Below are 24,873 nucleotides of genomic sequence, written 5' to 3'. Positions count from 1 at the left end.
ATGACAAAAAGGTACGATAAAGAGTTTAAACTACAAACAGTCCAGATGATTAAAGAAGAAGGCAAGGTGGTGGCGCAGGTAGCCCGAGAACTGGGGATCAGCGAAAACACTTTGTACCGATGGATAACAGAATATCAAGAATCCGGAAAACAAGCCTTTCCTGGCAGTGGACAACTGAAGCCGGAAGATAAGGCTATGCGAGATCTCCAGAAACGAATTCGTGACCTGGAAGAGGAAAACGACATCCTAAAAAAGGCCATGCACTACTTTGCGAAAGACCGGCGCTAATCTATTCATTCATCCACCAGTACCGCTTTAAGTGTCGAGTTGCAAAGATGTGCAAAACCCTAGAAGTATCTAGAAGCGGTTATTACAAATGGAGTATTCGTAAGGAAAGCAAACGCGAAGTACGACGTAAGAAATTAGAACGGCGGATACGCCGAATCTTCCTGGATAGCCGTCGTTTGTACGGCAGTCCTAAAGTTCACAAGATGTTGCTGAAGCAACAAGTTAAAGTGTCCGAAAAAACGGTCTCAAGAATAATGAAGGAACTAGGCTTACGATCTCGGACGGTGAAGAAATATAAAGCTACAACTAACTCCAAGCACAATCTGCCGGTGCATGAGAACGTACTGGAGCAGAAATTTAACGTACTAGCCCCGAACAAGACATGGGTAACGGATATTACCTACATCCCAACAAATGAGGGATGGTTGTATCTTGCCAGCGTCATGGATCTGTACAGTCGCAAGATCGTAGGGTTTCATATGGACACACGGATGACTAAAGAGTTGGTTATTACAGCACTTAAACGAGCTTACAACCAACAGCGGCCGTCTGAAGCACTTCTACACCATTCTGATCGCGGTAGTCAATATGCATCTCATGATTATCAAGAACTATTGAAAGAATATAAAATGCAAGGCAGCATGAGCCGTAAAGGAAACTGCTACGACAATGCATGCATCGAGTCTTTCCATAGCATCATTAAGAAAGAGCTCATTTATCTAGAAAAATTCAAAACGCGTGAGCAGGCTCGAAAGCGCATTTTTGAATATATAACTTGCTTCTATAATGGAAAGAGAATCCATTCTTCCATAGGGTATCACACACCTATTCAATACGAACGTATGTACCGTCCTGCGGCCTAATTCTCTCGGTTTTATGTGTCTACTTCATTGACAGAGGTACATTCTCATCTGTTAAGGTAGTTACACTTGTTGAAAAGTTGTCAGGTATGAGAATCGTCATATAGTAATCACCGTCATACAATCCTTTATCCGCGTTGTCGCGGTCAACAAAGTGATAATCCAAAGCAGAAGTACTCTTCATATTGTCCACAATATCCTGCCCAAGATGAAGATCTTTCCCTTCCGAGACAGCCCCCTTATCCTCATTCACAATGGCAACTGGAAGCTTATTCAATTGTCCATAAGGATCCCAGTAGCCTGCGAGGAACATTCCTGCGTATAGCAACGGGATAAATAACAAAATAATTGAACCCACTCGAAGTGTTTTGTGGTTCGCCATTAATTTGAGGTTGGTCCAAAACAAGTTTCCCTTCATTCGCCAAGCACTCCTACTATTTATTTGTATCATACAAGTAATAACCATTGTATTATACAAGTTTATTTTGAGAATGCAAATACTAAATCTATGAAAACATTACTTACCAGCTTACTTGCATTATGCAAGCACGAACGGTAAGCTAACGATAATAACTAACGTCAGGAATGGATTCGTCGATATGAATATAAACGTGCAATCTCCCTTCAGCATGATTGAAAGTCAGATTTCGATTTTTATCCGCCGAGCCGAAGCTGCACGGCTGTCCAATATAATGGGCAAAGAAATGGACCGCTCCTCTTACCTTATTCTGCAGCATTTGGAGAAAGCCGGAGCAGTCGCGATCAAGACGATCTCAACCATCTTACAGCTTGATATTTCAACGGTTAGCAGACAGATTGCGGCTTTAGAGTCTAAAGGTCTGATCAGGAGACTGACAGATCCGAATGATGCACGAATCAGTCTATTGGAATTAACAGAGGAAGCACCTTCGCTGCTGGCAGAAGTACGTGAGTCAAGGGAAGTATTTTTCAAACAGCTGCTCTCGGATTGGTCCGAGGATGAAGTCCGTTTACTAGGAAATCTGCTGCTAAAATTTAATGAGACCGCAGAACAGCGAATCCGGTCTCGCAACTAAGAAAGGAGGTTGTCCAAATGGACAACCCCCTTCTCTATTATAATCCAAGCATGAATTGAATCGTTCGGTCAGATACTTCAGGAATATGTTCATGACCGTAATCCGGATAAATATCAACGGACTTAGGTGAAGTAATGTTATTGTACGCAGCAAATTGTGTCGATGGCGGACAAATCGTATCGGCCAAGCCAACCGTCATGAGCACTTCGCCTTTAATGCGGCCGGTTAGATGCTGAAGATCGATATAACCAAGCTTTTCGAATACCTCATCTTCACGCTCATGTCGTGGATCAAAGTGACGGAAGTAGGTTTTCAGCTCCGCATAGGCATCCTTCGCCAAATCCATTTCCCACACTCGCTTATAATCGCTAAGGAATGGATATACAGGAGCCAGACGCCGAATACGAGGTTCAAGCGAAGCGCAGGCCAGCGTCAATGCTCCACCTTGCGAGCCGCCCATAGCCCCCACTCGGTCAGGATCAACCTCCGGCATATTCATAGCAATACCAGCAAGCTGTGCTGTATCGAGGAAAATATGACGCATAAGCAGATTATCCGGATGATCATCCAAACCGCGAATAATATGCCCGTTAAGCGTTGTCCCTTTTACCCCGCCTGTATCCTCTGAACCTCCGCCTTGTCCACGGCAATCCATTGCAAACACCGAATATCCAAGAGCAGCATAGTTCAGCTTATCGGACCAGTCACCAGCATGCCAAGAATAACCGTGAAACTGTACAATAGCTGGATGAGGCTCTGCTGCATGTTTTGGCCGAACGTATTTGACATGAATTCTAGCGCCTCGTACACCTGTGAAATACAGATCGAAGCAGTCTGCAAACGGTACTTGGAAGCTGCTAGGGATAAGTTCAATTTGCGGGTCAATAGCACGCATCTCTTCGAGGGCGCGCTCCCAATAAGCATCAACATCTTCCGGACGAGGGTTACGTCCTTTATAGCTGTACAGCTGTTCTAAAGGCATATCAACAAGCGGCATATTATTCTTCCCTTCCATCTTCGTATGGCAAATCTTCTCAACCAATTCCATATTCGCATGATCAATGTTCATTGACAAGCCCCAATTGGAGCTAGATCATTCAATTCTAAAAACCAAAAAGCCCGCATCCTGCTTCGAAAGCAGGACACGGGACTTTGTTATGTCTGATTATTCTTTTTGGCCCGTAAGATGGCCCCTTCTATATCAACCGAGAGCTGCTTGAGTCCATATAAATCTTCCTGCTCAAACAATTCGTTAAATTTCATCTGGAATTGAGCCGCTTCTCTCACCCGGTGATAATAATACAAATCCTGAATCGAGCTCAGCACCTTCGATACCACATTGGAGCGCTCCTCGAAGTCGCGCTGCGCATCCAGAATTTCATGACGAATGCTCGACATCTCAGTATCCAGCAGGAATGCGGCTTCTGATGCTGTCTTTAGCCGTTCACGCACATCTTCTGGCAGACTTTCCTTGTACTTATAGTTCAGCGAATGCTCGATGGTAGCCCAGAAGTTCATGGCTAGCGTCCGAATCTGAATTTCAGCGAGTACGAATTTCTGTCCGAGCGCCGTTTGCACCGGATATTCCACAATCATGTGGTAGCTGCGGTAGCCGCTGTCCTTGTAATTCGTTATATAGTCCTTCTCATAAACGAGGGTTAAATCCTTACGCGTCCGGATGAAACCAGCAACACGGTGTATATCGTCTACGAACTGGCACATAATGCGAATGCCTGCAATATCCTCGATCCCCTTTTCCAATTGATCCGAAGGAACGCTCAGCCGCTTCGCCTTCTCCAGTATACTGGATACTTTCTTCACTCTTCCGGTAACGAACTCGATCGGGGCATACGCTTCCCGCATCTTAAGCTCAACCCGCATTGTCTTTAACTTCACTTTCAATTCTTCTACTGCTTGCTCATAAGGCTGCAAAAAAAGATTCCAATCTCTGCCATCCATCCGGCCGCCTCCTGTTCTTATCGATGATCTGCGCCTACTGCCTCCGATATGTTGCGGTAGCCGTCTTTACGCAATTTTTCTTTCAAGCCGTTCGTCAGTTCGCGGAGCACCCCTGGACCTTTATAGATAAGCGCGGTATAGATCTCTACCAACGAGGCTCCGGCGCGGATTTTATCGTATGCGTCATCCGCTGTAAAGATGCCGCCCGATCCAATAATCGGAAGTTTGCCTTCCGTCTGTCGGTATACCGCTCGTACAACCTCAGTTGAGCGCTCTCGCAGCGGAGCTCCGCTTAATCCACCCATTTCCTTCGCATTCGCATGCGTAAGTCCGTCCCGCGAAATCGTCGTATTCGATGCAATAATGCCTGATACGCCGCTCTCTTTAATGGTCGAGACAGTAAGCTCTAGCTGCTCGTCCGTCATATCAGGAGCAATCTTCACAAGAACCGGCTTTGCTTTGCTACCTAATTTCGACGCTTGAAGCCCTATTTCCTCCAACACTTCGCCAAGAAGCGTACGCAGCTCGTCTCCATGCTGCAGAGCGCGTAAATCCGGTGTATTAGGAGAACTAATATTCACAACGAAGAAATCGCCATACGGATATAACACTTGTATGCATGAACGATAATCTTCGTGAGCCCGTTCATTTGGTGTCGCTTTATTTTTCCCGACATTCACTGCAATCGGAATCCGGTTGATCCGGCGCTGTGAAAGCTTGCGAGCCATCGCCTCGGCACCTTCATTATTAAAGCCCATCCGGTTAATAAGCGCTTCGTCAGAAGGCAGACGGAAGAGTCGCGGCAATTCATTGCCCTGTTGTCCTTTTGGTGTTACTGTCCCTACTTCAGCGAATCCAAAGCCAATGCTGGAGAACCCGTCAGCAGCTACACCGTTCTTATCAAGTCCCGCGGCCAAGCCGACTGGATGAGGGAAATGAATGCCGAAGAGATCAACGGCAAGCTCAGGTGCCTCCGTGACGCCGTACATTGCATGCAGCATGTTGTTCATGCCTGGCACACGGCCGGCAGTATGTAATCCGTCTATGACAAGATGATGAGCTTTCTCTGGATCCATCTGAAAGAATATAGGTTTAAGAATTGAAGAATAAAGCAAGGTTACACACTCCGTTTCAAGTTGTCTGTTCTATCTGACAGTTTATCTTTTTTATAGGAAAAAGAAAAGGGCGACAGCCATACGAAAGACCTATTCGTTATTGCGGCAGTACGAGAAAACGATTACAATGAGTTTATATTGGTAACCATTTTTCCATGGAAAGGTTGATTGTTGATGAGCACAGCCAAACGGAAAGCACCTGCTATGAAAACGAAGCCAAAAGAAGAGGTAAATGTCAAGGCGCTCGCTTGGATCGGGGCAGTCGTGGTTGTCATCATTGCCGCCGTTGCCGTCCTTCTCATCGTCAATCAATAGACAAGCACACAAAAAAACTCCATGCCTGACAGCATTAAGCTGCAGCAGCATGGAGTTTATTATTTCAAGCTTACATATTAAACGGATCGTCAGCAATCTTGATCGAATCTGTTGGGCAGCCATCGCAAGCATCTTGCAGGTCATCGTACAGATCTTCAGGAATTTCTGTATTACCGTGATTGCCGTCGTTCGCGTAAATAACTTCAGCGATACCTTCATCGTCGTAATCATAAATATCTGGTGCTGTAGCGCCACAAGCTCCGCAAGCGATACAGGTGTCTTTCTCTACCCATGTAAATTTAGCCATTGGTATTCCCTCCCACAAAAAATATACATTAAAAATGTGTGCAGCAAACGTTAATGCTCGTATGCCGCTCGTTATAAATAGTGTAAACCTTCACTCATCAATATATAACAAACACTCCACCTTGGCAACAAGCTATCCTTAGGCATTTCTTACATTTCATCCTTTTGAAGCGAAGTTCCGCGCAAACGTTTATTGCGAATTAGAGCTGATGGGTCATCGCCTAGCATCCCTGCAGTAAGCACTGCATTCTCGCCAAATTTGTCCCGCAGGACATCCATTGTTTTGGTCAAGGCTTCCTTACGCGGCTGCTGCTCGTAGTCAAACAAATCAAGCTGGACAACCGTCTCTTCTTCCGCCGTTAAGTTCTGCAGCGTAACCCCGAGCAGTCGGGCAGGCTCATTCACTGGCCAATGCTCGTCAAATAACCGGCAGGCTTCATGATAAATGATATCTGTTGAATGGGTTGGGGAACGGAGCGTGCTGGAACGCGTTATAGTCGTCATATCCGGCTTCCGGATGGTGATTTGGACTGTAGATGCCATCAACTTCTGCCGGCGCAGCCTGCGGGCTGTCTGGTCCGCTAGATTAAGCATGATTCGGTGAGCTTCTTCCCGGACCGTTACATCGTAGGGAAGAGTGGTTGTATGCCCGATTGACTTGCTTTGCTCCCGATCTGCACGAACTTCGGAATGATCAATGCCATGCGCCGCTGATTTCATCCAGGAACCATAGGTGCCAAATTGACGGATTAACAGCTCTTCGTCTGCAGCAGCAAGCTGACCAATCGTTCGTATCCGCAGACGATCCAGCTTATCGGCTGTCTTCTTCCCAATCCCATGCAGCACATCACATGGTTTATCCCATAATACCTGCGGCACATCCCGAAGCCGAAGCACGGTCAGTCCGTTAGGCTTCTTCATATCAGAAGCCATCTTGGCAAGCAGCTTATTAGGAGCCACACCAATCGAGCATGGAAGTGTCCATTCATCGGCAATTCTCTTCTGCAGCGTTTCTGCAATATCGAGCGGTGAACCAAATATTTTGGACCCTGTAATATCCAAGTAGCATTCGTCAATCGAGATCGGTTCCATTAATGGTGTGTATTCCTTGGCGATACTCATAAAGCCCCGTGAATATTTGCGGTACAGATCGAAGTCGGGCTGAATAATAATGAGCCCCGGACAGATCCTCATCGCCTGCCTAACTGTCATACCGGTCTTAACGCCCTTACTTCTCGCAGCATACGAACAGGTGACAATAATTCCTTTGCGGAGCTCAACGCTGCCCGCTACGGCCGTTGGCTTGCCTTTATACTTCTCAGGCTCCTCCGCTTCATGTACGGAGCAGTAGAATGCATTCATATCCAAATGAAGAATGACGCGCCCTTTGGCCGGATAATTTTTGTTTACGTCCGCCATAGCCTGTAATCACCTTCCTACTCTTCCCAGCATACCGCTCTGCAGGAAGGTGCGTCAAATCCGATTCAGACGGTAAAAAAATTACATGCTCCCCTCTACATTCTAATCAACAAGTGTTATAATAGTTAATTATATTTGTGAAGGCGATCAGTTAAGAAGGAGGCGTCCCGGCTATGACTACACCCATAACAATATTTGACACTACGCTGCGCGACGGTACGCAAGGCGAAGGGATTAGCTTGTCAGCGGATGATAAGTTGAAGATTGCTCAAAAACTTGACGCTCTCGGCGTTCATTATATTGAAGGCGGGAATCCAGGCAGCAACAGCAAGGATATTGAGTTTTTCCAACGCATTAAATCCATGAACATTCAAGCGAAAATTACGGCATTCGGAAGCACACGCCGCAAATTCAGCCTGGCTGAACAAGACTCTTCCCTTGTACGTATCGCTGAATCCGGAGTTCCGGCAGCTACGCTTGTCGGAAAATCCTGGGATTTCCATGTGCATACCGCTCTTCAAACAACGCTTGAAGAAAACTTGGCCATGGTATTCGATTCCATCGCTTATTTGAAACATAAAGGTATGGAAGCGTTATTTGATGCCGAGCATTTCTTCGATGGCTACAAGAACAATCCCGATTATGCGGTAGCCGTATTACGTAAAGCACAAGAAGCTGGTGCAGACTGGCTCGTTCTTTGTGACACAAACGGCGGCACCCTGCCAGGTGAGATCCACGACATTGTCAGCAGAATCCGACGCGAATTAACGGCACCTATTGGCATACATACCCACAACGACTGCGAGCTGGCTGTAGCCAATTCCTTAGCAGCTATTCAAGCGGGCGCCCGTCAGGTGCAAGGCACAATTAACGGTTACGGCGAACGTTGCGGTAACGCAAACCTTTGCTCCATCATTCCAAATCTTCAAATAAAGATGGGTTATGATGTACTACCGGAAGACAAGCTTCGCACATTAACGGGAACAGCACGCTACATCAGTGAAATCGCTAACGTGAACATGCCGGTCGGCCAAGCCTATGTCGGCAACGCAGCTTTCGCTCACAAAGGCGGTATTCACGTATCTGCAATCATGAAGGATTCCAAGACATACGAGCATATTCAGCCAGAGCTTGTTGGCAATAAGCAGCGTATTCTTGTCTCCGAGCTTGCTGGCCAATCGAATATTATTTCCAAGGCACAATCGCTTGGTCTTGATATTAACTCCAATAATGATCAAACCAAAGCCATTATGGATCATATCAAGGAACTCGAGCATCAAGGCTACCAATTTGAAGCTGCAGATGCCTCCCTCGAACTTCTTCTCCGCCGAGCATTTGGCGAAACAGTTGAAGTGTTTAAAGTCGAATCGTTCAAAGTGCTGATGGAAAACGCCAAAGGTCAAATGAACTCGGAAGCAATTGTGAAACTGAATGTTGACGGTCAGCAGGTTTATACCGCTGCAGAAGGCAACGGACCGGTCAATGCGCTGGATAACGCACTGCGTAAAGCACTTGTCCAGTTCTATCCAAAGATCGAAGAGATTCATTTATCCGACTATAAGGTTCGCGTATTTGACGAAAAAGATGCTACGGCAGCTAAGGTACGTGTACTTGTAGAATCCTCCAATGTCGAGAACACATGGAGCACGGTAGGTGTCTCCAGCAACGTCATTGAAGCAAGCTGGGAAGCTTTAGTGGACAGTATCCGTTATGCTCTGCTTAACATGGAGAAATCCAACACAGCCCCAACCGATAACATTGAACGACTTGGTGTTGTAAATCATTAATTTAAAAATCAAATAATAACAAAAACGGTCGTGCAGGTTATTAACCCGCACGACCGTTTTTTTGTTGGATAATCAGCTGTATTGCTCGATAAGCCGTTCCCATTCTTTTATTGTAATGACTCCATTAATCCGTTCCCGAATGACACCGGAAGAATCAATGAGGAACGTCGTTGGGAAGGTATCCACTTTGTATATATTTGTGACATCGCCCTTCCGGTCCATTAGGATCGGGAATGTAAACTCATGATCGTCCACAAACTGCCTTGCTGCCCGTTCCTTATCGAACTTTGTGGCATTCACACCATAAAAGGCGATCTTATCCCCGTATTTCTCATATAAGGTTTGCAAATCCGGCGCTTCAAGCTCACATGGTCCACACCAGGATGCCCAGAAATTAACGAAGGTCAGCTTGTCCTGCTTGCCGCCAATCGCATAGTTTTTTTCATCTAGTCCAGGCAATTGGAAAGTTACCGCTTCAGATCCTGCCTTCGGCTTAAAGCCTGCAGCAGCCGCAGTAACGCTTGATTCATCTTTTGCGACGTATTGATACACCGCTAAACCTGCTAATACAAAAGCTGCGATAAACAGCATCGTAGCGCGCTTCATGGTGTCCCTTCTTTCATCATTCTTTTCTATATTATACCTATCGTAACACGGCGAGGAATGGAAGCTCAAGCGAGAGGGCACATTAGCCAAGAAATCGACAAAATGTCCAACATCAAGATCGGAGGATGCTTTTTTATGGCCGAACACAAATGGCTGCAATATATTGCCTTTGCTTCTGTACCACTCGTCCTTGTGCTCGGCAATTCGATGCTCGTCCCAATCTTGCCTGACTTAGCCAAGAAGATGGAGATTTCTGAGCTTCAATCCAGCCTTATTATCACTCTATTTTCGGTTAGTGCAGCTATTTTCATACCAGCTATCGGTTATTTATCCGATCGTTTCCGCAGAAAAATCATCATTATACCCGCCCTCGCTGTATACGGCGCTGCTGGCATTCTGGCAGGCTTTGCTGCGGTTTGGGGATCTTACTGGCTCCTCGTCATCTCCAGAATCATACAAGGGATAGCAGCAGCCGGAACAGCTCCGATTGCCATGGCGCTTGTTGGCGATATGTATAAGGATGGAGAGGAAAGTGAAGCACTGGGCATTGTTGAGGCTTCGAATGGTGCAGGTAAAGTCGTTAGTCCGATTCTTGGTTCACTACTCGCTATGATTATTTGGTATGCGCCATTTTTTGCTTTTCCGATCTTCTGCGCCGCTTCACTTGCTGCTGTATGGTTCTTCATCAAGGAGCCCAAATCTGAATCAGAACCCTTGAAGCTCAAACAATATTTATCTGATATGAAAAAAATATTCCGGGAAAAAGGCCGCTGGCTCATCACCGCCTATTGTACAGGAGCACTGGGTTTATTCCTGCTGTTTGGAGTATTGGTCTATTTATCAGATATTCTCGAGAAGCCCCCCTACTCCATTGAAGGCGTATGGAAGGGCTGCATTCTTGCCATACCACTGCTTGGCCTTGTGATTACGGCTTATCTGACCGGACATAGTATCAAAAAAGACGGCAAAAAAATGCGCCGTTTTATCCTGATCGGATTATCGCTCATGAGTGCTGCGTTAATTGGCTGTCTATTCAGTTACTGGGTCATCTACCTCTTTATTGGGTTTATTACAATAAGCAGCGTTGGTACAGGGCTGCTTCTCCCTTGCCTTAACACCTGGATTACAGGCTGTGTGGATCGGTCCCATCGCGGAATCGTTACTTCGTTTTACAGCAGCCTCCGATTTTTTGGCGTTGCTGCCGGTCCTCCACTGTTCAGTTGGCTGGCCGATCGATCTGTAACTGCGCTGTTTATCCTGCTAGCTGTCCTGGCTATTGCAGCACTCCTATTCGCCATTCGATTGCTACACCCCGAGAAAACAGCTAATCCAGCTAGCTAACTCCTTCTTGCCCCCTGTATAATGAGCTATACAATTGCAGGAAGGAGCGTTTATGAGATGGAGAAGATCGCGATAACCAAGGAAGCTTATGATCACTTATTGAGCATCTGCCAGCAAGCTTTGCCTCATGAAGCCTGCGGCGTACTTGCAGGTACGTCTGCTTCCCAGGGTGAACCTGCAATCGTTACTTCTATTTTGCCAATCACGAATATACACCCTGAGCCTACACGCTCCTTCAGCTTTCATCCTGGCGAATGGATATCCATCTATTACGACATACAAAAAAACCGACAAACACTCGTCGGTTTTTTCCACTCGCATCCAACCTCTTCAGCTGTACCTTCCAAGCAAGACTTGCTTGGCTTTCCAGCTTCCGATCGTCAGATCTCCTATTGGATTATCTCTATAGGTAATATTGTCCAGCCTTATCGGCTTTATGAACAAGGATTCACTCCCCTTGCTCTAATGCTTACTTAAGTAAGCATACAAGTCACCAAGAGTTGTTATATTCCGATCTAGTATTTGAACGAGAAATTTCTGCCACAGCATAGCCGTCATCATGGAATCATGCAGCGCATGGTGACGTTCTGTTATCGGAATGCCATAGTCCTCAAGCAGGTCATCCAGTGCATAAGAAGAGCGCTTTGGCTCCAGCCATTTCGCTACCAGCATCGTATCCAGGACACGATGATTTAAGCTTATTTTGGAAGTACGCCATAACGCCGCGTTTAGAAACTGTTTGTCATGTCCTGCGGCATGCGCAAGCAGCAGTCTCCTCCCGAGAAACTCCATGAAATCATGCAAAACCTGCATCAACTCCGGCGCATCCTGCACCATCTCGTTCGTTATTCCTGTCAATTCGATAATTTGCTTTGGAACTCGACGTTTTGGATTAACGAGACTATAAAACTGCTCAGACTCCCGCAGTTCTTCCCCCTTCATATGAACCGCTCCAAATGATATAATCTCGTCGCCATTCGAGGGATAGAATCCAGTCGTCTCTAAATCAAATACAGCAATGTCCAGCTCCTTAAGCGGCATATCCAGCAAGGATCCTTTGCGTTGCTCCTTGTTCATAGAACGTATAAAGGCCATCTGCTGCGCATTTTGCGAGCCCATCATGGAAGCTATTGCAGGCGTGAAACCACCTATTTTATATAAGTTCCACATCCGCCCGACGCCTTTTGGTTCTTTCATTATCTTTCACCACCGCCTTACATAAGCCTTCCCGTTATACGTTTAAACACCTTGCGCTGCAGCCTTTTGCCATGCCTAAGCGCACTCTTCAGCTCTTCGGTCATTTCTCTAGATAAATTCCGGCTGGACAACTTACCATTGTTCGCATACAATCCATCTTCGTTCTGCTCGGTTGTCATGAGCCGAAGGCGAAGAAAGAGACGAAATGCCTGTTCAGAGCCGGCGGCTTCATCCGATTCCAATTCATTATGCATGGCAAGTCTGCGGATACGCGAAAGTGTTGAGGTATCACGAATACCCGCTTGAATCGCCAGCAATCGGATCGCATTCACAAGCGGAATATACGCACCGTATTTAATATCAAGGCTCCCAGCATCTGATCCGTATTGTTCCTTAAGCAAATGACCAAACAATCCTAGCAGCACTTTATGACGCATCGTATTATCAAGCATACGTCTTATAATGTTAGGATAATCAATCATATTATTGAAGTAATGATCTTTGAGTTCAAAAGCAAGACGATGATCACCGTATACCGATCTTCCATCTGCCATGATTAACAAGTATCGAACGGCTTCCCAAGCCGGTTCTGCGAACCAGCCATTCAGCTTGACCTTCCATTCGGATATCGACATGCACCACTCCGGGTTATTACTAAGCACATTACCTTCGCATAGCGGATAACCGGATTGCTGCAGGTTCGAGACGATGATTAAGGTTAATTGCTGAAAATAAGCCTTGGCCTCCTCCGAATCGTTGACGGAGTCCTCAAAAACAATGCCGCTGTCTTGATCACTCGACAGCGTCTGTTCCTGACGTCCCCCGCTGCCGAACAATAGATACGCGTAAGGCACGGGGGGAGAACCCATCCCCAACCGTGCCATTTCCGCTTCCGCTAGTATGATAGAGCGGCATATAACCGAATCATGCAGCTCATTTAATTGTTCGTTGAATTGTTCGACCGGACTCATCTGGAGAATACCTTTCATATGCTCGTGTACTTGATCCCGCAAACTGCGCAGTACATTCACATTATCGGCTTTGCCGATTTGCTTCAGAAGCTGCACACATACCGGATCGCCCATCCGCCGCCTCTCCCCTCAGGTCAGTCCAACAATACTAGCATTAACCTTGGATGCCTTGACCTTTTTTAAGTTGCTCAGGATAACCATAAGCGCCATGCTCACTCAGGTCAAGACCAATAATCTCTTGCTCTTCTGTAACACGGAAGCCGATTACAGCTTTGATAATTACAAGGACAAGGAACGATGCTGCAAGTACGAACGCGCCGCACACTGCAACCGACAGTGCTTGAACACCTAACTGGTGCCAGCTGCCTGTATCAATCAGACCACCTTGACCAACGCCTACTTTAGTAGCAAGCTCATCTGTTGCGAAGATACCGTTAGCCAGCGTACCCCAGATACCAGCAGCGCCGTGTACGGACATTGCGTAGATTGGATCGTCGACTTTGATTTTTTCGAAGAATTTTGCACTGTAGAATACAAGCACGCCTGCTACCAGACCGATAACAACTGCTGCCCAAGGCTCTACGAATGCACAAGATGCTGTAATAGCTACTAGACCAGCAAGTGTACCATTCAACATTGTAGTAATGTCCGCTTTGCCATTAACTGCCCAGGAGATCAGAAGAGCTGCCACTGCACCAGCGCCTGCACCCAGCATCGTTGTGAAGCCAACATAACCAAAGAAGCCATCGCCAATTCCCAAAGTACTACCAGCATTAAAGCCGAACCAGCCTACCCAGAGGAGCAACACAGACAGAGCTGTAAACACTTGGTTATGACCGGAAATTTCGTTTGCAGAGCCATCTTTATTGAACTTGCCAATACGCGGTTTCAAGAGTACTGTTGCCGCGAATGCTGCAAGTGCACCAGACAAGTGAACAACTGTGGAACCAGCGAAATCTTGTGCGCCGTCTTTTGCAAGCCAGCCGCCGCCCCAGATCCAGTGAGCCACGATAGGATAGATAACACCAATGAAGATAATTGTGAAGATAAAGTAAGAAGACAATTTAGCACGTTCCGCAAATCCACCCCATGCGATCGAGAGTGATACGGTAGCAAATGCAAGTTGGAACAAGAAGAATAATGTAGTAGGAAGTCCATCATCCACACTTACAATAGAAGGATCGAAGAGGAAATCACCGAATCCAATAAATTCACTAATGGAACTATCTGCACCAAATGCAAAGCCATAACCAACAGCCCAGAAGATCAGTGCAGCAAGACCAGCTGTGAAGATTGTCTTACCAGCTACGTGACCTGCATTCTTCATTCGAGTGGAACCTGTTTCTAATAGAATGAAGCCGCCTTGCATGAGCAATACGAGCACGAATGCTACCATTACCCATAGCGAGTTGATTCCCATGTTAAGTGTTCCAGCTGTTGGATCATCGGCAAATGCCATTGCCGGGAATACCAAACATAATGCTCCTAAAGTTAACACCATTTTCTTAATCAATACGACCACTCCCTTAATGTGATGTTTACTAACATGTTAGGAAAGACTTAATGTCATTATAGTCAGAAGCACCTAGTTTGACAATATATAATCTTCTATTTTTGAAAAAAAATCTAACGTTCGTGTCTCAAAACGATCCGAATGTTAAGTTTTTTCACAAATGGCCTAGGGAATTGGTTCTAGAGGATATATATTCTTCGCATTTTGAGTCTATTACTTTGGAATCAGTTTCTAGTATTAACAATTAATTAAGAGAAATTTGTACATTCATGTAACACGTTTGACTGTATGGTTAGTTTCCGATTATGATTAAGGGATAGTATATAGAAAGAAGGTGGAGGATTTGGGGATATGAAGCTTTATCGAATAGGCGAGCTTGCCAAACTAGCGAATGTCAGCTCACGAACGATTGATTATTATACTTCCATGGGACTAATAGAACCATCGGAGCGTTCCGCCAAAAACTATCGCTTATATCAAGATGAAACTTTAGTCCGGCTTAAACGTATCGAACAAATGAAGCAAGAAAAATATACGTTAGATGAAATTAGGGAAGCTTTGGATGGTTGGAGCAAGGTTACAGCCGAGGAGCAGGTGTCTCAGAAGCTGACAGATCTCCAGCATCACCTGTCGCAGCTGGAACGTGAGGTCAAGGAACTTGAGCCTGTCCTCAAACAGCTGAAGCCGAGACAAGCAAATCGCTTGTATACGCGCCTCATGCCCCAAACAGCAGCTTGTATCGAAGCATTAATGCTTCTTATTAATAAGGGACCGTTCATGTGAGCATTTGTCCCATCGATACAAGACATCCAGCAACCTTAAACATTCTATTGGAGGTATGATCACATGTTTTTTCACCCCATGGACTTCCTCATCCTGATTGCCTTCGCTCTATCCATATGGGCGCAATTCCGGGTGAAAGGAACGTTCAACAGATGGGCCGGCGTTCAAACGAATTATGGATTGACCGGCTACCAGGCAGCAAGACGTATGCTGGACGCCAACGACTTACATGATGTACCAATCGAACCTGTACGCGGCACGTTGTCGGACCATTATGATCCCATCCACCGCGTTGTAAGATTGTCTGAGCAGGTATATTATGAAAGCTCCATTTCCGCTGTTGCTGTTGCCTGTCACGAAGTTGGGCATGCGATTCAGCACAAAGTACATTATCCGATGCTGGTGCTTCGCCACCGTATCTTCCCCGTCGTGAACATCGCATCCGGTATTGCACCATTCCTGCTAATTGCAGGTTTCCTGTTCCATGCGATGAACCTGGTTGGTCTCGGCATTATCTTCTTCTCTGTAGCCGTTGCTTTCCAAGTCATCACTTTGCCGGTAGAGTTCAACGCAAGTAATCGAGCACGTGATGTGATGGTCGCTGAGGGCTTTATTACTAATGAAGAAGAACGAGGCGTCGCCAAAGTGCTTAACGCAGCCGCATTGACTTATGTGGCAGCAGCGCTGATCTCCTTACTGGAGCTCGTTAAATACATCATGATCTTTACATCGAGCGATGATGATTAAACACATAGTTAATAAAAAACGGTAATCGCCTACAGGCGATACTGTTGATGACAACAAACAAAAACGGTATCGCCTACTCAGGCGATACCGTTTTTGTTTTCCCCTTATTATCTTCCAGCTCGCTGAAATAGTTGATGAGGAAGCTATGGAATACTTTAGATACAAGCGACATCTTTTCATTCGAGCGATGAATGATGCCGATATTACGCATGACTCTAGGTGAACGCACACGAACTTTTGCCGACTGCAGCACCCCCGCATGATACAGCGCCATCTCTGGCAGCAGACTTACTCCCATACCAGCTGCGACAAGTCCTCGGATCGTCTCCGTCTCCTCACCTTCAAAACCGATCTTTGGTGTAAATCCTGCCTCTTGGCATGCCTCCCATACGATTGGCCGCAGCGAATATCCTTCGCTGAACATAACAAACGTATCATCCTTCAACTGGTTAAGGTCAATTTCTTCTTCTTCAGCTAAGGGATGACTTGGAGGAAGTATCGCATACAGCTCCTCAGTCAACAAAACTTGACCACAAACATGCTCATGTTCATCAGGAAACGGTGAGATAAAGGCCAGATCAATCTCACCTTTAATCATATCGCGAATCAGCGACGGATACATGCCCTGCCGGAAACGGAATTTGACATTTGGATGAAGCTTGCGGAATGCAGCGACAACTTGAGGGACAACAGATACGCCTAGACTGTGAGGAAAGCCAAGTCGAATCTCACCTTTCTCAGGATCCATAAACTCGTGTATCTCTACAACAGCCTTTTCAAGATCCTCCAGAATGACTTCCGCGCGCTTAAGAAACAACTGGCCAACCGGCGTCAGCTGAAGATTGCGTCCTTTCTGAAGAAACAATTTGACGCCCAGCTCTTCCTCGAGCTGGTGGATTTGCCGACTAACCGCAGATTGCGCGACATGCAGCTCTTCTGCCGCTTGCGTCACATGTTCTTTTTTTGCAACCTTTACAAAATAATAAAGCTGACGTAGTTCCATAATGTCTCCTTATCTCTCCCGACCATGCTGATTCTAATATCGACGCCGCTTCTTAGTCATAGCGCGATCTAATAACCCATATAACAAAAATCCTGCAAGCCCGCCGCCTACATGTCCCCACAAATCGATCGATGGGATTACAATGGAGTAGACGACCCCAAATCCTAATATCATATATACCGTTTTTCTTGAGGCCTCATCCAGCCATGCTTTACGGAACAATGAGATGAACAGGAAAGCACCGTAAACGCCGTATATGGCGCCTGAAGCACCTACTGCCAAATGCCTTATCCATTCTTCTGTAAGGCTGGATACAATGGCACTGAGGGCATTACCGAGAATGCCGCATAAGAGATAAAATACAGCATATTTGAGTGGTTTCAATAACCTCTCTAGAGGAGGTGCAAATACAAGCACCGAGAACATATTAAACAGCAAATGCTGAAAGCCTGAGTGCATGAACATGGAAGTCACATATCGCCATGGCTCATTGAGCCCCAACGGATCCCCATCCCTATAGCTCGTGAAAGCACCATAATTATATAAATGCTCCCCACTATTGGTATCCCCCGTAAAGGCGATCACAATGAAATAAATAAGATTGAGCGCGATAATAACGGAAGTAACCGGGTAGGCACGCAAATATCCGCGAAAGCTTTCATATCTTAAAAAAATCATTACGAATCTCCCCTTCCAACCATTGGACAATGCCGATTCATAAAGCTTATAATTAAACCTGTTACAAACCATAACTATTGAAGGAGGACATTATCATTATGTCACAAGAACGCACTGGCGTTGCCGCATTTAAAGGCAATCCTATTACATTAATCGGTCCGGAAGTCAAAGTTGGAGACCAAGCTCCTGATTTCACAATCAACAAATCGCTTGTTGACTCCGTTTCCTTGAAAGATTTCGCAGGTAAAGTAAAACTGATCAGCGTTGTCCCTTCCATTGATACAGGTGTTTGCGACGCGCAAACTCGCCGTTTCAACGAAGAAGCTTCTTCGCTGGGTGACAATGTTATCGTGTTGACAGTAAGTGTTGATACACCATTCGCTCAATCCCGCTGGTGTGGTGCAGCAGGCGTAGATAAAGTGGTTATGCTGTCAGACTTCAAATCGCATGACTTCGGTCAAGCATATGGCGTTTACATAAAAGAATTCGGCCTTGATATGCGTGCTATCTTCGTCATCGATGCGAATGATAAAGTACAATACGTTGAATATCTGTCCGAAATGACAGAACATCCAAATTACGAGCAAGCGATTAACGCAGTTAAAGCGCTTGTCTAAACTTCTATGCGCATGAGAAAACCTCTATCGGGGCCGTTCGAAGATGTACGACCGCGCTTAGAGGTTGGTTTTATCGCCAAATAGAATTATTAAGCGAGTGAAGGGCTAACCTTCCTCGCTTTTTTCATGTTTTATGTGATTACTGAGTTATGCTTTGAAAGCTGCAAGCTTCTTGTCCAATATCCGATAAATATCAAGAATAACGCGGTAGTTGGAACCAAGATCACCAAGCGATCCTTTGGAAGCGGAATAAATATCAACTGCCGAAGTGACAGGATTAACCCCAATGACGGTTACCGTAATATCCATTGTACGTCCAGTCATTGTTCGCTTCTCAAGAACAATCTCTCCGACCGACTTCACTTCGTGGAGCAGCTTATACCCTTGCATCTTCTTAAGGGTGGATGTAACTTCTTCCCACGCCTTCTCCTTCGAGAGCTTGTAGATATGAGATTTGAGCAGTGGGTCCTTAGCTTTATCGCCCGTCGCTTCGAAACTGCGCAACAGCCCGATTAGGGTCCGCTTCAACAACGATGATCTCCCCCTCTAGCATCTATGTACGTCAACAAATATTGTAGCATGTTTATACCCTTAGAAAAAGACCATAGAACATATTCTAACATACAAAAGCAGCTCCCCGATCATCACAGCTGGATGACCAAGAAACTGCCGGTCTCTATAATGGCAAGAAAAAAACCCGCGAATGCCGTCCGACTCACATGTTTCTGAACCCGCTCTCGCAGGTGGGTGTCCGCAGAAACGTTTTTGAAATCCCTTTTTCGAGGGCTTGTCAGCCGCGTTCCAATGTTGGTCTCCCTAGAAACAGCCATTGGTTCAAAACAACGTAAAGCCGAAACGAACATCGCAGGATGTATTGCTATTATAGACGTAAATCCGGCAAAAGTAAACTTTCGCTTGCTGCTATTTAATGGTTCCGGTCTCTCTCCGAATCCGTCAGATCAGCAAACTCATTTTCTTGTGCTTCTGCTTCTTTTTGTTTTTCCTTCTCCATCTGATCTTGAAGTTTACGGTAAATAAGATGGAAGTTCCAGAACGACAGGTAAGCGATCACACTGCCCATAAAGAATGGAATCAGGAAAGTATACTGCGTGCTGAAATACATCACTGCTGCGGCCATAATCGCCGTAGAGAACGAACGAATCGGACGACCGATCGTAATCAGAATCGCATTTTTCAACAATTGAAACGTTTTCATATGATAGTGCACAAGCATCGAGAAGAAGTTGAATAAGGACACGACAAGCAATAAGCAAATCGCCAGGTATAAGTACGAGAACAGATTGAATTGATCTTGATAAACAACAAAATCAATAATCATAATGCCCAAAATCAGCGAGTAGAAAATGCCACCGATCATACTTTGCAAATAATTCTCTTTGTATCCGCGGAAGAATGTTTTAAACATCGGTACATCTACTTCACCCATTACCCATTTGCGCGCAATAGTGAACATTGCAGCTGTTGCCGGGAAAAGAGTAAAAGGAGCGATAACTGCCATCATGATTAACGTGGCATACACTTGACTCGTAACTGCTGAATCAGATATATCTGCCGGGGCAGCCAAAAGTCCACTCCATGCAATAAATACAAACGGAATCGAACATACCAGCCACAAGATGTTAATGACCGCTAGTCGCATGATCCATTCGGAAATCCGATACAACCCGCCAACAAGGCCTTTTGGTTCCATTTGATTCGCCCCTACCCTCATAGATTAAGTGCAATGTAATAAAAAAGGGAAAGCCCGGATGCCCGCTAGGCATCACGGACTCCCCCTGATCTAGATAACTTAGTTGTTTACGAAGTCTTCAGACGAATATTTCGGACGACGCGGCTCGCTGCTGCGGCCTTCGCCACTGCTGCTGCGACCTTCACTGCTGCTACGACCACGGCTGCCGCCGCCACCGTTGTTATTAGTGTCACGGTTGTTACGACCTTCATAGCCACGGGAGCTGCCGCTGCGTTTGTCATCGCGACCACGATAACCACCGCCACCGCTGCCACCACTACCGCCATTGCTGCTTCCACCGCCACGGTTGCCGCCGCCAAACGAACTACCGGAGTAACGGCGTCCATTCGAACGGATGTCCGGCTTGCGTTTTTTCGCGCGAAGCGGTTCTTCCGGCGTAAGTTCAACACTAACGTCTTTCTTCTCGCCAGTAAGCAATTTGAGAGCTGCTGCCATCAAATGCACGGAATCATATTGTTCCAGCAATTGAATAGCGATGCCTTTGTATTCAGTGAACTCATCGTTCTGAACAATCTCAAGTACACGTTCAGCTGTAAGGCGTTGTTTGCCTTCGATTGCTTCAGCAAGGCTTGGCAATGGCTTCTTGTTGATCTTTTGACGTGTTACTTTCTCGATGAAGTGCAGGTGATCTGCTTCACGAGGTGTAACGAACGAGTAAGCCGAACCTTCTTTACCTGCACGGCCTGTACGACCGATACGGTGAACATAGCTCTCCGGATCTTGCGGCAGGTCGAAGTTGATAACGTGTGTTACGCCGGAAACGTCAAGGCCACGTGCTGCAACATCTGTTGCTACAAGGACATCGATGCTGCCATCACGGAATTTACGCATAACGTTGTCACGTTGGTTCTGCGACAAGTCACCATGAAGGCCGTCAGCAGAGTAACCGCGTTTTTGCAGACCTTCACTCAGCTCATCAACACGACGTTTCGTACGACCGAAAATAATAGCGAGCTCAGGCGATTCCATATCGAGCAAGCGGCACAAAGCTTCAAACTTTTGACGCTCATGCACTTCGATATAGTTTTGCGCGATAAGTGGAGCTGTAACTTGTTTTGAAATAACCGCTACATGCTCCGGGTTTTTCAGGAACTGTTGTGCCAGCTTCTGGATGTTCGCAGGCATTGTAGCCGAGAACAGCAAAGTTTGGCGCTCTTCCGGTACTTGCTTCAGGATCGCTTGGATATCTTCCATGAAGCCCATATCCAGCATTTCATCCGCTTCGTCAAGAACAACGGTCCGTACATCTTCAAGCTTAATGGTTTTGCGGTTAATATGGTCGAGCAAACGGCCAGGTGTACCGATAATAATTTGCGGCTTCTTTTTCAGAGCGCGAATCTGGCGACCGATTTCTTGTCCGCCATAGATCGGCAGTGAACGAAGACCTTTGTATTTAGTCAGCTTCCCGATCTCTTCTGCTACTTGGATAGCAAGCTCACGGGTCGGCGTCATAATTAATGCAACGATACGTTCTTCGCTAGTCGGAATTTTGTTAATCAACGGAATTCCGAATGCAGCCGTTTTGCCTGTACCAGTCTGTGCTTGACCAATCATATCGCTCCCACTCATAGCAATGGGGATCGACTTGTCTTGGATTGGGGTAGATTCCTCAAATCCAAGCTCCGTAATTGCCTGCAACACTTTAGGTTCCAGGCCAAATTCAGCAAATGTTTTCAAACTTTTCTCATACTCCTTTTATCTGCAGCCTACTAAAAAATATCCAAACCATTATAGCACATATCAACTTACGAATACCAGCAATGGGCAAAAAGCCATACTACCATAGATTAACATCCGCTGAAAAAACAGCGAGAAATCATCAATGGAGCTAACTAAAATGAACAAGTGGACTTTTCATACTGCTGTTGCAGCATCCGTTATGACCATAGGCGCTCTTCTTATTGCGGGAGCGTTTAATCTATTTCTCATTCCCCATCAACTGCTAAGCGGCGGCTTGTCGGGTGTCGCGATGATGATCGGCTATATGACCGGCGGAAACATCGGCTGGCTGTATTTAGTTTTGAATGTTCCCGTCCTTTGTTGGGGATGGTTTATCGTTGGACGCCGGTTTATTATTTGGAGCATGTACACCGTTCTAGCATCCACTTTATTTCTCCAACTCATTCCCGTAACGGCAATTGCCAAGGATGCTGTGCTTGGTTCCGTATTCGGCGGAATCATTCTGGGCATCGGCACCGGCATGATGCTTCGTTACGGCGGCTCCTCAGGTGGCTTTGATATTATAGCATCAATTATCACTCGAAAGCGCGATTTACCAGTAGGTTCTATTATTTTTACTTTAAATGGGGTTGTAATCGCTGCTCTTGTCCTCTTTACGAAGGATTGGAATTTGGCACTTTACTCCCTGTTATCTATATATACAGCCGGTAAAGTCGTCGACATCATTCATGTCCGGCACATTAAAGTAACTGCTTTTATCATTACAACCAAAACGGACGAAATGCTGGCGAAGCTGCTTAGTCACCCTCGAGGGATCACGATTATTAAAACAAGAGGCGCTTATACGTCCGCTGAAAAGGACATGCTGATGACGGTCCGGACGCGTTATGAGCTCGCCGAGCTACGTAAAACGATCGCTTCCATCGATGCCCGGGCTTTCGTCAATATCGTGGAAACAGTAGGTGTCATAGGCGACTTCCATCGCTCAAAAGATTAGCCCAAGTATAATAGACAAACATGGAATCATATACATATCCCTATGTTTTTACAATTCATCCTGTTATAATGTGGTTATCCCGTTACTTTTGTTTTCTTGCCATATGATTTGCCCTGAACCTATGATGAAAGGGTGATGCTCAGGTGGATATGGAAACAGTCACATTGTCACAGATTGTGGAAAAGCTGGTGCCGGAGCTAAGTTCTTTCCTCACAAAGCGCGAACTTGCCATTAACATCGTGCTGCGGGATGGATTAGCTGTTCTGGAACCCGAAGATGCAAGGGAAATTGTACATCACAGCATTTGCGAGCATCAAATAGAAGCTTTACTGCAATGACAAATCGGGAATAAAAAGAATCGTATGAGCCTGCCTGGACGAAAGTCCGGCAGGCTTTTTGTTTGTTCAATTTGCTTTGTTCAAACATGAAATAATTGCATGCTTAGATTAGCCCATGTTGAAAAAAAATAATGCCACGAATCCTTCTTCTGAATTATAATTTGGAAAGAATCGCTAGCGGGGAGAGGGCATAATATGGACGTAATTTTTTCTACACTGATGCTTTTGTATCAACTTGTTACTGGGACTGGTGAAGAAAATGTCGCCTCCAAGCAGCTTGCCGCATCACTGTTTAACGCTGCTGCCGGTCAAACGATCATTGATGCCGTGCCTGCCATGAACAGCAATGCAACACCAGAGGCGGTGGGAGACGGCGTAAAGGCCGATCCACAGCCTGATGCTCCCGGCGTTAAAGGCGTCTACGTCACCGCGCACAGCGCCGGTGGAGCGCGTCTGAACACGCTCTTGAATCTGATGGACGATACAGCTCTTAACAGTATGGTTATTGACATTAAAGATGATAACGGATACATAACCTATCCGACAAAGACACCTGAGCTTCTGAAGCTCGGCACCACACAGAAATATATTTCCGATATTCATGCCTTGATGACAAAGCTTGAAGCGCATAAGGTCTATCCAATTGCACGGATCGTCGTCTTCAAGGATACTGTGCTTGCCAAGAAGCATCCGGAATTCTCCTATCTCCACCAGGATGGTTCTCTATGGGCCAATGGCAATGGAGACAGCTTCGTGAATCCCTATATGCCGGAAGTATGGAAATACAATGTGGATATTGCCAAAGAAGCTGTAAGCCTGGGCTTTAAGGAAATTCAATTTGATTATGTGCGATTCCCGGAAGGTTTCGAGAAGAAAGCAGATTCCCTTACCTTCACGAAAACGGATCAAAGCCGCGTTGATGCTGTCGCCGGCTTCGTCAAATACGCAAGAGAGCAGCTTGAGCCGCTTGGCGTTCGCGTCTCCGTCGATATATTCGGTTATGCGGCATCAGTACCCGCTGCTGAAGGAATCGGACAAGACTTCGTCAAGATCTCAAGCGATGTTCATGTCATCTCCCCTATGATCTATCCTAGCCATTACAGCACGGGCTGGTTTGATCAGCTGGATCCCGATAAGAGCCCTTACGCAACCATTGCCGGAGCGATGAAGGACACCCATAAGAAGCTTGAACCCATAGGCGATAAGAAACCAATTATCCGCCCATGGATTCAAGACTTCACCGCCAGCTGGCTGGGCAAAGGTCATTACATGAAGTATGGTAAGACCGAGGTAGAGGCTCAGATAAAAGCGCTGCATGATGCCGGCGTTGATGAGTACCTATTATGGAATGCAGGCAACCACTATTCAGAAGGTGTTCAATATTAATGGCTACACTATTCCGCTAGAACAGAAAAACGGCTTCTTCGCATAATGAACTGTAACCCGAAAGATAGACACTTTAAAAAAGTGCCTGTCTTTCGGGTTTTTGTGTTTTAATGAAAAATACTACAGTGAATGAGGGAATTA

27 protein-coding genes and 1 other RNA gene are annotated in these 24,873 nt (G+C 46.0%); 12 read left to right on the top strand and 16 right to left on the bottom strand.

Annotated features, from left to right (window positions below; all coding sequences use genetic code 11):
• Positions 1-1,151 (top strand): IS3 family transposase gene (locus FHS17_RS00140; protein WP_279590316.1). Its coding sequence is split into 2 segments (ribosomal slippage): positions 1-256 and positions 256-1,151, totalling 1,152 coding nucleotides; the frame shifts between segments, so codons are not numbered across the junction.
• Positions 1,152-1,170: 19 nt separating this feature from the next.
• Here FHS17_RS00140 and FHS17_RS00135 read toward each other — a convergent pair.
• Positions 1,171-1,566, bottom strand: coding sequence for a YhgE/Pip family protein (locus FHS17_RS00135; protein ID WP_167272174.1), 396 nt, complete (start codon positions 1,564-1,566; stop codon positions 1,171-1,173).
• Between the two features lie 181 nt (positions 1,567-1,747).
• Between FHS17_RS00135 and FHS17_RS00130 the strand changes: the two genes are divergently transcribed.
• On the top strand, positions 1,748-2,203 hold the full coding sequence (locus tag FHS17_RS00130) for a MarR family winged helix-turn-helix transcriptional regulator (protein ID WP_167272169.1): 456 nt from the start codon (positions 1,748-1,750) through the stop codon (positions 2,201-2,203).
• Between the two features lie 37 nt (positions 2,204-2,240).
• Here FHS17_RS00130 and FHS17_RS00125 read toward each other — a convergent pair whose 3' ends face one another.
• The 3 genes from FHS17_RS00125 to FHS17_RS00115 all read right to left on the bottom strand — a co-directional run bounded on the left by FHS17_RS00125 (position 2,241) and on the right by FHS17_RS00115 (position 5,277).
• A complete protein-coding gene (locus FHS17_RS00125; RefSeq protein WP_167276223.1) occupies positions 2,241-3,200 on the bottom strand; it encodes an alpha/beta fold hydrolase in 960 nt (319 codons plus the stop codon).
• A gap of 158 nt (positions 3,201-3,358) precedes the next feature.
• The gene (gene yjbM, locus FHS17_RS00120; RefSeq protein ID WP_167272166.1) at positions 3,359-4,162 is read right to left on the bottom strand and encodes a GTP diphosphokinase; all 804 of its coding nucleotides are present in this window, start codon (positions 4,160-4,162) and stop codon (positions 3,359-3,361) included.
• A gap of 17 nt (positions 4,163-4,179) precedes the next feature.
• The gene (locus tag FHS17_RS00115) at positions 4,180-5,277 is read right to left on the bottom strand and encodes a quinone-dependent dihydroorotate dehydrogenase (RefSeq protein WP_167272161.1); all 1,098 of its coding nucleotides are present in this window, start codon (positions 5,275-5,277) and stop codon (positions 4,180-4,182) included.
• 174 nt (positions 5,278-5,451) lie between these two features.
• On the opposite strand from FHS17_RS00115, the gene FHS17_RS00110 reads away from it, so the two are divergent.
• Entirely contained in the window at positions 5,452-5,592 is a 141-nt protein-coding gene (locus tag FHS17_RS00110; protein ID WP_167272088.1) for a hypothetical protein, read from the top strand.
• A 70-nt stretch (positions 5,593-5,662) separates the two neighbouring features.
• Here FHS17_RS00110 and FHS17_RS00105 read toward each other — a convergent pair whose 3' ends face one another.
• Both FHS17_RS00105 and FHS17_RS00100 read right to left on the bottom strand, forming a co-directional pair.
• Entirely contained in the window at positions 5,663-5,899 is a 237-nt protein-coding gene (locus FHS17_RS00105; RefSeq protein ID WP_167272158.1) for a ferredoxin, read from the bottom strand.
• 149 nt (positions 5,900-6,048) lie between these two features.
• Positions 6,049-7,317 (bottom strand): DNA polymerase IV, encoded by a 1,269-nt coding sequence (locus FHS17_RS00100; RefSeq protein ID WP_167272155.1) that lies wholly within the window; start codon positions 7,315-7,317, stop codon positions 6,049-6,051.
• A gap of 173 nt (positions 7,318-7,490) precedes the next feature.
• Between FHS17_RS00100 and cimA the strand changes: the two genes are divergently transcribed.
• Entirely contained in the window at positions 7,491-9,104 is a 1,614-nt protein-coding gene (gene cimA, locus FHS17_RS00095; RefSeq protein ID WP_167272151.1) for a citramalate synthase, read from the top strand.
• A 72-nt stretch (positions 9,105-9,176) separates the two neighbouring features.
• Here cimA and FHS17_RS00090 read toward each other — a convergent pair whose 3' ends face one another.
• On the bottom strand, positions 9,177-9,710 hold the full coding sequence (locus FHS17_RS00090; protein WP_167272148.1) for a TlpA family protein disulfide reductase: 534 nt from the start codon (positions 9,708-9,710) through the stop codon (positions 9,177-9,179).
• 135 nt (positions 9,711-9,845) lie between these two features.
• Here FHS17_RS00090 and FHS17_RS00085 point away from each other — a divergent pair, with 135 nt between their 5' ends.
• Both FHS17_RS00085 and FHS17_RS00080 read left to right on the top strand, forming a co-directional pair.
• Positions 9,846-11,051 carry an MFS transporter gene (locus FHS17_RS00085; protein ID WP_167272144.1) on the top strand — a complete coding sequence of 402 codons (1,206 nt, stop codon included), beginning with the start codon at positions 9,846-9,848 and terminating at the stop codon, positions 11,049-11,051.
• Positions 11,052-11,108: 57 nt separating this feature from the next.
• Positions 11,109-11,528: a M67 family metallopeptidase gene (locus FHS17_RS00080; protein ID WP_167272141.1), complete on the top strand. Its 420-nt coding sequence runs from the start codon at positions 11,109-11,111 to the stop codon at positions 11,526-11,528.
• On the opposite strand, the gene FHS17_RS00075 is transcribed toward FHS17_RS00080, so the two are convergent.
• From FHS17_RS00075 to FHS17_RS00065, 3 genes are read right to left on the bottom strand one after another with little or no spacing between them, the layout of a single operon-like run.
• Positions 11,514-12,248 carry a 3'-5' exonuclease gene (locus FHS17_RS00075; protein ID WP_167272138.1) on the bottom strand — a complete coding sequence of 245 codons (735 nt, stop codon included), beginning with the start codon at positions 12,246-12,248 and terminating at the stop codon, positions 11,514-11,516. The genes FHS17_RS00080 and FHS17_RS00075 overlap by 15 nt on opposite strands.
• 17 nt (positions 12,249-12,265) lie before the next feature.
• Complete coding sequence (locus tag FHS17_RS00070; RefSeq protein WP_167272134.1) at positions 12,266-13,333, bottom strand: DUF294 nucleotidyltransferase-like domain-containing protein; 1,068 nt, start codon at positions 13,331-13,333, stop codon at positions 12,266-12,268.
• 40 nt (positions 13,334-13,373) lie between these two features.
• Positions 13,374-14,732: an ammonium transporter gene (locus FHS17_RS00065; RefSeq protein WP_167272131.1), complete on the bottom strand. Its 1,359-nt coding sequence runs from the start codon at positions 14,730-14,732 to the stop codon at positions 13,374-13,376.
• A gap of 351 nt (positions 14,733-15,083) precedes the next feature.
• Here FHS17_RS00065 and FHS17_RS00060 point away from each other — a divergent pair, with 351 nt between their 5' ends.
• Positions 15,084-15,515: a MerR family transcriptional regulator gene (locus tag FHS17_RS00060; protein WP_167272127.1), complete on the top strand. Its 432-nt coding sequence runs from the start codon at positions 15,084-15,086 to the stop codon at positions 15,513-15,515.
• Positions 15,516-15,578: 63 nt separating this feature from the next.
• Positions 15,579-16,262: a zinc metallopeptidase gene (locus tag FHS17_RS00055; RefSeq protein WP_167272125.1), complete on the top strand. Its 684-nt coding sequence runs from the start codon at positions 15,579-15,581 to the stop codon at positions 16,260-16,262.
• 73 nt (positions 16,263-16,335) lie between these two features.
• Here FHS17_RS00055 and gltC read toward each other — a convergent pair whose 3' ends face one another.
• The gene (gene gltC, locus FHS17_RS00050) at positions 16,336-17,265 is read right to left on the bottom strand and encodes a glutamate biosynthesis transcriptional regulator GltC (RefSeq protein ID WP_167272123.1); all 930 of its coding nucleotides are present in this window, start codon (positions 17,263-17,265) and stop codon (positions 16,336-16,338) included.
• Positions 17,266-17,298: 33 nt separating this feature from the next.
• Positions 17,299-17,943, bottom strand: coding sequence for a rhomboid family intramembrane serine protease (locus FHS17_RS00045; RefSeq protein WP_167272121.1), 645 nt, complete (start codon positions 17,941-17,943; stop codon positions 17,299-17,301).
• A gap of 98 nt (positions 17,944-18,041) precedes the next feature.
• On the opposite strand from FHS17_RS00045, the gene tpx reads away from it, so the two are divergent.
• Positions 18,042-18,560 carry a thiol peroxidase gene (tpx, locus tag FHS17_RS00040; protein ID WP_167272118.1) on the top strand — a complete coding sequence of 173 codons (519 nt, stop codon included), beginning with the start codon at positions 18,042-18,044 and terminating at the stop codon, positions 18,558-18,560.
• 147 nt (positions 18,561-18,707) lie between these two features.
• Here tpx and FHS17_RS00035 read toward each other — a convergent pair whose 3' ends face one another.
• The 4 genes from FHS17_RS00035 to cshA form a co-directional block, all read right to left on the bottom strand.
• Positions 18,708-19,091 carry a DUF1499 domain-containing protein gene (locus tag FHS17_RS00035; protein ID WP_167272115.1) on the bottom strand — a complete coding sequence of 128 codons (384 nt, stop codon included), beginning with the start codon at positions 19,089-19,091 and terminating at the stop codon, positions 18,708-18,710.
• A gap of 159 nt (positions 19,092-19,250) precedes the next feature.
• Positions 19,251-19,434: non-coding RNA, 6S RNA (gene ssrS, locus FHS17_RS00030), on the bottom strand.
• A gap of 51 nt (positions 19,435-19,485) precedes the next feature.
• A complete protein-coding gene (locus FHS17_RS00025) occupies positions 19,486-20,271 on the bottom strand; it encodes a YesL family protein (protein ID WP_167272112.1) in 786 nt (261 codons plus the stop codon).
• A gap of 99 nt (positions 20,272-20,370) precedes the next feature.
• Positions 20,371-22,008 (bottom strand): degradosome RNA helicase CshA, encoded by a 1,638-nt coding sequence (gene cshA / locus FHS17_RS00020; RefSeq protein ID WP_167272108.1) that lies wholly within the window; start codon positions 22,006-22,008, stop codon positions 20,371-20,373.
• A 160-nt stretch (positions 22,009-22,168) separates the two neighbouring features.
• On the opposite strand from cshA, the gene FHS17_RS00015 reads away from it, so the two are divergent.
• The 3 genes from FHS17_RS00015 (at position 22,169) to FHS17_RS00005 (ending at position 24,732) form a co-directional block, all read left to right on the top strand.
• Positions 22,169-23,008: a YitT family protein gene (locus FHS17_RS00015; protein WP_167272103.1), complete on the top strand. Its 840-nt coding sequence runs from the start codon at positions 22,169-22,171 to the stop codon at positions 23,006-23,008.
• A 149-nt stretch (positions 23,009-23,157) separates the two neighbouring features.
• Positions 23,158-23,346 (top strand): hypothetical protein, encoded by a 189-nt coding sequence (locus FHS17_RS00010; protein ID WP_091189279.1) that lies wholly within the window; start codon positions 23,158-23,160, stop codon positions 23,344-23,346.
• 195 nt (positions 23,347-23,541) lie between these two features.
• Positions 23,542-24,732: a putative glycoside hydrolase gene (locus FHS17_RS00005; RefSeq protein WP_167272100.1), complete on the top strand. Its 1,191-nt coding sequence runs from the start codon at positions 23,542-23,544 to the stop codon at positions 24,730-24,732.
• Positions 24,733-24,873 lie beyond the last annotated feature (141 nt).

Origin of the sequence: Paenibacillus lupini (assembly GCF_011761355.1) — a bacterium.
Taxonomy (GTDB): domain Bacteria; phylum Bacillota; class Bacilli; order Paenibacillales; family Paenibacillaceae; genus Pristimantibacillus; species Pristimantibacillus lupini.
This window is presented reverse-complemented; position numbering and strand designations above follow the sequence as displayed.